Source organism: Xenorhabdus entomophaga, from assembly GCF_037996725.1.
GTDB classification, from domain to species: domain Bacteria; phylum Pseudomonadota; class Gammaproteobacteria; order Enterobacterales; family Enterobacteriaceae; genus Xenorhabdus; species Xenorhabdus khoisanae.
Map to the genome: position 1 here is coordinate 1 of NZ_JBBMXH010000151.1, position 6524 is coordinate 6524.

Sequence of the window (6524 nt, forward strand, 5' to 3'; positions counted from 1 at the left end):
TTGGTTCATGAACTTATCTGTTCTGAGCAATGACTACCACTATGAAAACTTTTTTGGTCAAATTAATGAAGCCAAAGAAACGTTTATTGAACATTATAAGAAAAAATATCATACCCCGAAATATCCGCCTTCCTGGATGATTACAGAAACATTGAGCTTTGGTTCATGGTCGAAAATGTATAAATCGTTATTACCTGTTGACCAGAAAGCGATCGCACACAAGTTTAATGTTAAAAATTATGAAGTCATGGCGTCCTGGTTTCACACATTAAGCCATATTCGTAATCTCTGTGCACATCACAATCGTATCTGGAACCGATCTTTTCGCGCATTTCCGCCTAAAAAAGGCAGTGAATTAGAACAACATATTATTAATCCAACCACGCTTTACAGCAGGCTGGTTGTGTTGAAATATCTTTCAGATCAAGTGTCTTACAATGATGGACTAAAAACACAATTAACTGAATTGATGAAGGATAAACCCTGTTGTGTGAAATGGGAAAAGATGGGGTTTATTGATAATTGGGCTGGGACTCCACTTTGGCAGCAAGAGATGATATCGCCCTCTTCTTAGAATAAGTTAATGAGGATGCCGCCAGTGTTATGTGCAGTGATAAATGTATCCCATGTTGTGGAATGGTTTATTCAATTTAAGTGCTCTAATAACTTAATTTACTTATTAAACTTACCTGTTCGATTATTGAATTCGATAACACAATCGGTTAAAGTGAAAATGCTATCGGCAAAATCCGATAGTCGGGGATTTGCAACCCTGTTAAGAGTAACCCACTGGTAGAAATTTTCTGCCAGTGTGCCTGCTATCGCACCTTCAATGGCGGTTCAGGCAGGGGAGGCTTTGGCCTCGCCGGACGGTTACTCCCGGTATTGCAAACCCTGTCTGAACTACCACCAATAATCAACAGAAGGGGAAGCAGGTATGACTCAACAAGACTGGCACACAGCCGAAATTATTTGTGCATTACGCAAACGTGGTACGACACTCGCCGCTTTATCCCGTGAATCGGGACTCAGTTCTTCCACACTGGCAAATACCTTATCCCGCCCATGGCCTAAAGGGGAGTTTATCATCGCTGCCCGTTTGGAGATGGAGCCTGCTGAAATCTGGCCCAGCCGCTACTTTGATCATAATGGCAATTTGATTGAACGGAGAAGACATAAATCGGTTGCTGAATAATGCTTCGTTATCACCCATGACACTGAATACGATAGTATTTGTTCAGGGTTTATCCATTATTTTCTACTACGGCATGTTTATTTTCAGCAAACACAGTTGAGTTGTTCATTGAATACATCACAGGGTTCCTTGCATAGTCAGGATTATTTTACGACTGAGCAGGAACCTATTTGGCATGAAAATAAAGGTGTTAATCGGCTTAATGGCGGTAATACTGACCGGATGCACGGCCCCCGTAAAACCACCGCAATCTCACCCTTCAAAAGCAACTTTTCCTTCCGTCACACTGACCCGTAACGTTCAGTCTGCTTCACCGGATATTTATGGGCAAAAACCGGAAGTGGTTCGTTATGGACGCTATTTGCTGGTCAGCACCGACCCGACAGAGGCACAGCGTGACCCGCTTTCCCAACTAATTGATATCTCTATCCCTGCCTCTCTGAAACCCACCGTGGCTGATGCCATGCGTTACGTATTACGTCAATCGGGCTACTCGTTATGTGCGCCTGAAAAGGAGAATGACATCTTATATCGCCAGCCGTTGCCGTCTGTGCACACGCAGTTAGGTCCTGTCCGGTTGCGTACCGCGTTGCAGGTGATGGCAGGCCCGGCCTGGCAACTGAACGTGGATGAAGTGCAGCGTGTGGTGTGTCACCATTTACGCCAGGGCTATCAGTTACCGACTTCGGCTAAACAAACGCAGCAGGGAGGGCATTGATGAAATGGCATCGTTTCGGTTTATGGGTATGGTTGCTGAGCAGTTCGGTCTGGGCAGCAACATCGGCACCTTTAACCTCGGAGCAGACGCAATCAATGGAAAATCCACAGCAGTCCCTGAAAAGTCAGGCTGAACAGTGGCAGTTAAGTGCGGATGAATACCAGCGTTATCAGCAACTGATGAACGGGCCACGGGGTATCCAGTCGCCGGGACTTGATCCGCTGACCGCATTAGGCATTGAAGCCGACAGTGATGCCGAACGCCGCCGTTATGCTGAACAGTGGGTCAGGGCGGAGTTCGCCCGCACAGAGAAAGAGCTGCGCTTCCAGCGTGAAGTGGATGCGGCGTGGCAGCGGCTGTTTCCGGATGTGTTGCCGGTCAATATGACAACATCACGCGAGACAAGTGGCCGTCTGGCGCTGTTTGTCAGAATCAAAGATTGTCCGCCGTGTGAAACCCGTTTGGCCGAAGTCCTGGCGGCTAACCAGCCTGTCGATATCTATCTGGTCGACAGTCAGGGTAATGACGACACATTACGCCAATGGGCCAAAAATCATCATATCCCTGTTGAGCGGGTACGTCACCGGCAAATCACGCTGAATCATGACGCGGGGTACTGGTTCCGGTTTGGTAAGGGATTGATGCCAGCATTGTTGCGGCAAGGGGAACAGGGATGGCATATCGCATCATTACCATGAAACGGCTGGGCGTATTTCCCATTATCGGCCTGTTATGGATGAACATCTGTCAGGCTGAACTGAACGTGATTGCCGATTTAGGCGGCAAAGATGCCTCGCCTTTTTATGCAGGTATTCATGCTCAGTCAGATGATATCACTTTGCCGCCACAGTCTTTCTCACCCGAGCAGGCCGGTGAAGCTGCGATGTTACCGGTGAAAACACCGGAACTCACGCCGGGGACAGTGATAAGTAAATCACTGCAATTGCCGGGTATTGGGGCATTGTTTTTGATTGGTAATGACGCTGATTCGCGTCAATGGTTAAGTCAGCATGCAGCACGACTTAAGCAATTGCACGCCGTGGGTTTGGTCGTCAATGTCAGTGAAATGGCAGGCTTACAGTCACTGCGCGCATTAGCACCGGATGTTTCGTTATCACCTGCTTCCGGTTCGGAATTGGCTCGCCGTTTGCAACTGCGACATTATCCGGTGTTGATCACCGAAACTGCGCTCTCTCAGTCGTCATTACCATGAGCCGCCGTTATGTTGTCGAAGCCCTGCTACGCCCAGCGGTAGAATTGAATACCGCGATGGTCTCAGCCGTTGCCGCTTTTGTTTGTATCAGGGCGCCCTGGGCCATTGCATTGGCACCGTCAGTCAGTTATGTGATGGCCGGCGGTTTTGCGGTATTGGCGATGGTACGTACATGGCAGGGCATTCAGGTACTCCGCTATCGCAGAAACCTGCGTCGCTTGCCGCGTTACCAGATGAGCACAAAACAGATCCCCGTCAGCCATCAGCGCCTGTTTCTGGGCAGGGGATTTCGCTGGCAGCAAAAGCATACCCAGCGTTTACAGGATACGCGGAGACCGGAGGTTGAACGCTTTGTACAACCGTCCCGGCTATATCAGTTTGCCCGTTTGCTGGAGCACCGAACGGAATACCGTTGGCCGAAATTGTCGGCCTTGTTACGCAAAGATTCCCCGTTCAATCCGGTGCGCCCTTTGCCACCGGTTGGCGGCAATCCCATGATCCACGGTATTGAGCCACAGGAAGCCGAAGTGTTTATGGATCTGCGCGAACGGGTCGGGCATACACTGGTGATGGGCACGACCCGTGTGGGAAAAACCCGGCTGGCTGAATTGCTGATAACGCAGGATATCCGACGCGGCGAAGTGGTGATTGTCTTTGATCCCAAAGGGGATGCTGACCTGTTAAGACGCATTTGGGCAGAAGCCCACCGGGCAGGTCGTGGCAATGAGCTTTCTCTCTTTCATCTGGGCTGGCCTGAAATCTCGGCACGTTATAACGCGGTCGGACGGTTTGGCCGGGTTTCAGAAGTGGCTTCCCGTCTGGCGGGGCAACTCAGTGGAGAAGGGAACAGTGCGGCTTTCCGAGAATTTGCCTGGCGGTTTGTTAATATTGTGGCCCGTGCTTTAGTCGCTTTGGGACACCGGCCGGATTATACCTTGATCACGCGTTACGTCAATAATATCAGCGAATTGTATCAGCTCTATGCCACTAAAATGATGGCAGAAAGGCAACCCGCACTGCTGGAACAAATCAACCAGTCTCTCAGCAAGCTGAAAGAAAAAGACATCCCGCGCAATATGCAGGGGCAGCCGGATGCACTCAGGCTCTGGGCGATGGAAGTTACGCTGAGTTCAGAAGCCGGTAAGCAGCTTTACGATCTGATCCTGGACGGGCTGCGTTCTGCTGTGCGTTATGACCGTACCTATTTTGATAAAATAGTGGCTTCCTTATTGCCACTATTGGAAAAGCTGACCACCGGCAAAATTTCAGAACTGCTCTCGCCGGATTATCTCAATATGGCTGATTTACGCCCTATTTTCGACTGGGAACAGGTGATCCGCAAAAACGGTATTGTCTATATTGGGCTGGATGCGTTGTCTGACAGTGATGTGGCTTCGGCAGTCGGTAACAGTATGTTTGCCGATTTGGTTAGTGTGGCGGGGCAGATTTATAAATACGGCATGAATGCGGGCTTACCCATTCGCCATGACGGCAAGCTGGCGATTAACCTACATTGTGACGAATTCAATGAGCTGATGGGGGATGAATTTATCCCGTTGATCAACAAAGGCGGCGGTGCGGGCATGCAGGTCACCGCTTATACCCAAACCTCCTCAGATATCGAGGCTCGTATTGGCAGCACGGCGAAAACTGCGCAGGTGATAGGTAATTTCAATACCCTGATTATGCTGCGGGTGCGGGATAACCGGACGGCAGAGCTGCTCACCAGCCAGCTTCCTGAAGTGGAAATCTACAGTAAAACCCTGGTTTCCGGACATGCCGATATCGCCGATGTTGAACAAGGGCAGGATTTTACTTCTTCCACACAGGACAGGGTCGGTACGGTCAAAACGCCGCTGGTGACTCCTGCCGAAATGATTAACTTGCCAAAAGGGCAAGCCTTCGCATTACTGGAGGGCGGTCAGTTGTGGAAAATTCGGATGCCCTTGCCTACCGGGGATGACGACGATGCCCTGATGCCAGCGAGTTTACAGAAAATCGCCGAACAGATGCGACGGCATTACCGTACCCGTGAAGCCTGGTGGGAAGAGAAAGCATAATGGCACAGTCAGAACCGGCTTCCCGTCAATCCACTCAACCACCGCGTAAGCATGGCCTGCTGTATCGTGTGTTATGGGAATGGCCGTGGCAAATCGCTGGGTTCGTTGTGATGTCCTGGCTATTCAGCCTGTTACTGGAATATCTTGGGATGACCTTTCTCTGGCAGGATGAAGGCGCATCTCACAGCCAGACAATGATGAACACCGAACTGCAATTTTTATCCACGGAGTTTACCCAGAGCCTGCTGTTGTCAGAACCTTCACAAACAGTCTCTGACTGGCTGACACAGGTGTATCAATGGCTGTTTGTGGACAGTGGTTTTATGCGCTGGATACAGGGCCAGCGGCTATATCCACTCAATAACCGCAATGATTTTATGCGTGAATTCAACGCCGTATTGCAGGGGATATCGGGCTATTTGCAGGAATATGGGCTGACCACGGTGTTTATCACCATGGTGACACTGACCCGGATAGCGATCCTGCTGTTATCTGTTCCCTTGTTTGTGATGGTGGTTTTAGTCGCATTGGTTGACGGGCTGGGACGGCGGGATTTACGGCGTTATGGGGCGGGGTATGAATCGAGTTTTGTCTATCATCATGCCAAGCGGGGAATTAAACCGGCCTGCTCCATTCCCTGTGTGTTGTATTTATCCTGGCCAAGTGTGGTGTATCCGACGGTGATATTATTACCGGCGGCGATAGTGTTGGGGATGGCAGTGGTGATCACAACCTCGATGTTTAAAAAGTACCTTTAAGTGCGACGTGAAGATTTATTTCAATTATAAAACAATTGGATACGTTGATTTGAAATAAATTATAAGCTTCGCCAGTTATTGTCAAACATTCAATATCAGAATGAAGATTGACCTGTTGTACGACCAACAGTAGCCCAAGAGGACAGGCATTACGGGTAACGGTTTTGTCTGAAGCTCCTCCGGAAAGTAGCCACCGTTAGGTGTGATCATCCCTGTGAGGGGGTGATTGCGATCCTCGAAGCAGCATCGGGGTAAGGCGCAAGGCTGACTGGTAGGGATAATGTAAGTGAATTGCTGATAAACATCGTTAATTTTGATGTGCCAAAGCTGCTGTCAGGCACTGACCAAAAGGGTATGTGGCTGGTTGCTCTTGTTTATAGTGGGAGCACGTCGTCATCAAAGCCACCGGTGAATAGGCAGATCCTAACCCAGTCGTGTAATTGGTGAGGAACACGGTAAGCCCGTATCGTTGACGTTGTCTGAGGAAAAAACACACATTACACATATAGATACAGGTTTTGATTTTCTGGGGTGGAATTTTCGCAAATATGGCGGAAAGCTTCTGATCAAACCCGCCAAG

Annotated in this window: 7 protein-coding genes and 1 pseudogene; all 8 read left to right on the top strand. The window is 49.4% G+C overall.

From position 1 onward, the window contains the following. The coding region (locus AAC854_RS20530) for an Abi family protein (protein WP_340618721.1) at positions 1-574 on the top strand (574 nt) is incomplete at its 5' end. 363 nt (positions 575-937) lie between these two features. Next, a complete protein-coding gene (locus AAC854_RS20535) occupies positions 938-1195 on the top strand; it encodes a helix-turn-helix domain-containing protein (protein WP_340618722.1) in 258 nt (85 codons plus the stop codon). A 175-nt stretch (positions 1196-1370) separates the two neighbouring features. Then, positions 1371-1913: a PFGI-1 class ICE element type IV pilus protein PilL2 gene (gene pilL2, locus AAC854_RS20540; protein ID WP_340618723.1), complete on the top strand. Its 543-nt coding sequence runs from the start codon at positions 1371-1373 to the stop codon at positions 1911-1913. Next, positions 1913-2611 carry a TIGR03759 family integrating conjugative element protein gene (locus AAC854_RS20545; protein ID WP_340618724.1) on the top strand — a complete coding sequence of 233 codons (699 nt, stop codon included), beginning with the start codon at positions 1913-1915 and terminating at the stop codon, positions 2609-2611. Before pilL2 ends, AAC854_RS20545 begins: the two co-directional genes overlap by 1 nt. Beyond that, positions 2587-3126 carry an integrating conjugative element protein gene (locus tag AAC854_RS20550; RefSeq protein WP_340618725.1) on the top strand — a complete coding sequence of 180 codons (540 nt, stop codon included), beginning with the start codon at positions 2587-2589 and terminating at the stop codon, positions 3124-3126. Before AAC854_RS20545 ends, AAC854_RS20550 begins: the two co-directional genes overlap by 25 nt. Continuing rightward, a complete protein-coding gene (traD, locus tag AAC854_RS20555; protein WP_340618726.1) occupies positions 3123-5186 on the top strand; it encodes a type IV conjugative transfer system coupling protein TraD in 2064 nt (687 codons plus the stop codon). Before AAC854_RS20550 ends, traD begins: the two co-directional genes overlap by 4 nt. Continuing rightward, positions 5186-5944 (top strand): TIGR03747 family integrating conjugative element membrane protein, encoded by a 759-nt coding sequence (locus AAC854_RS20560; protein ID WP_340618727.1) that lies wholly within the window; start codon positions 5186-5188, stop codon positions 5942-5944. The genes traD and AAC854_RS20560 overlap by 1 nt, the downstream gene beginning before the upstream one ends. 469 nt (positions 5945-6413) lie before the next feature. Continuing rightward, positions 6414-6524 (top strand): annotated as a pseudogene (locus AAC854_RS24745) (reverse transcriptase); the annotation flags it as partial.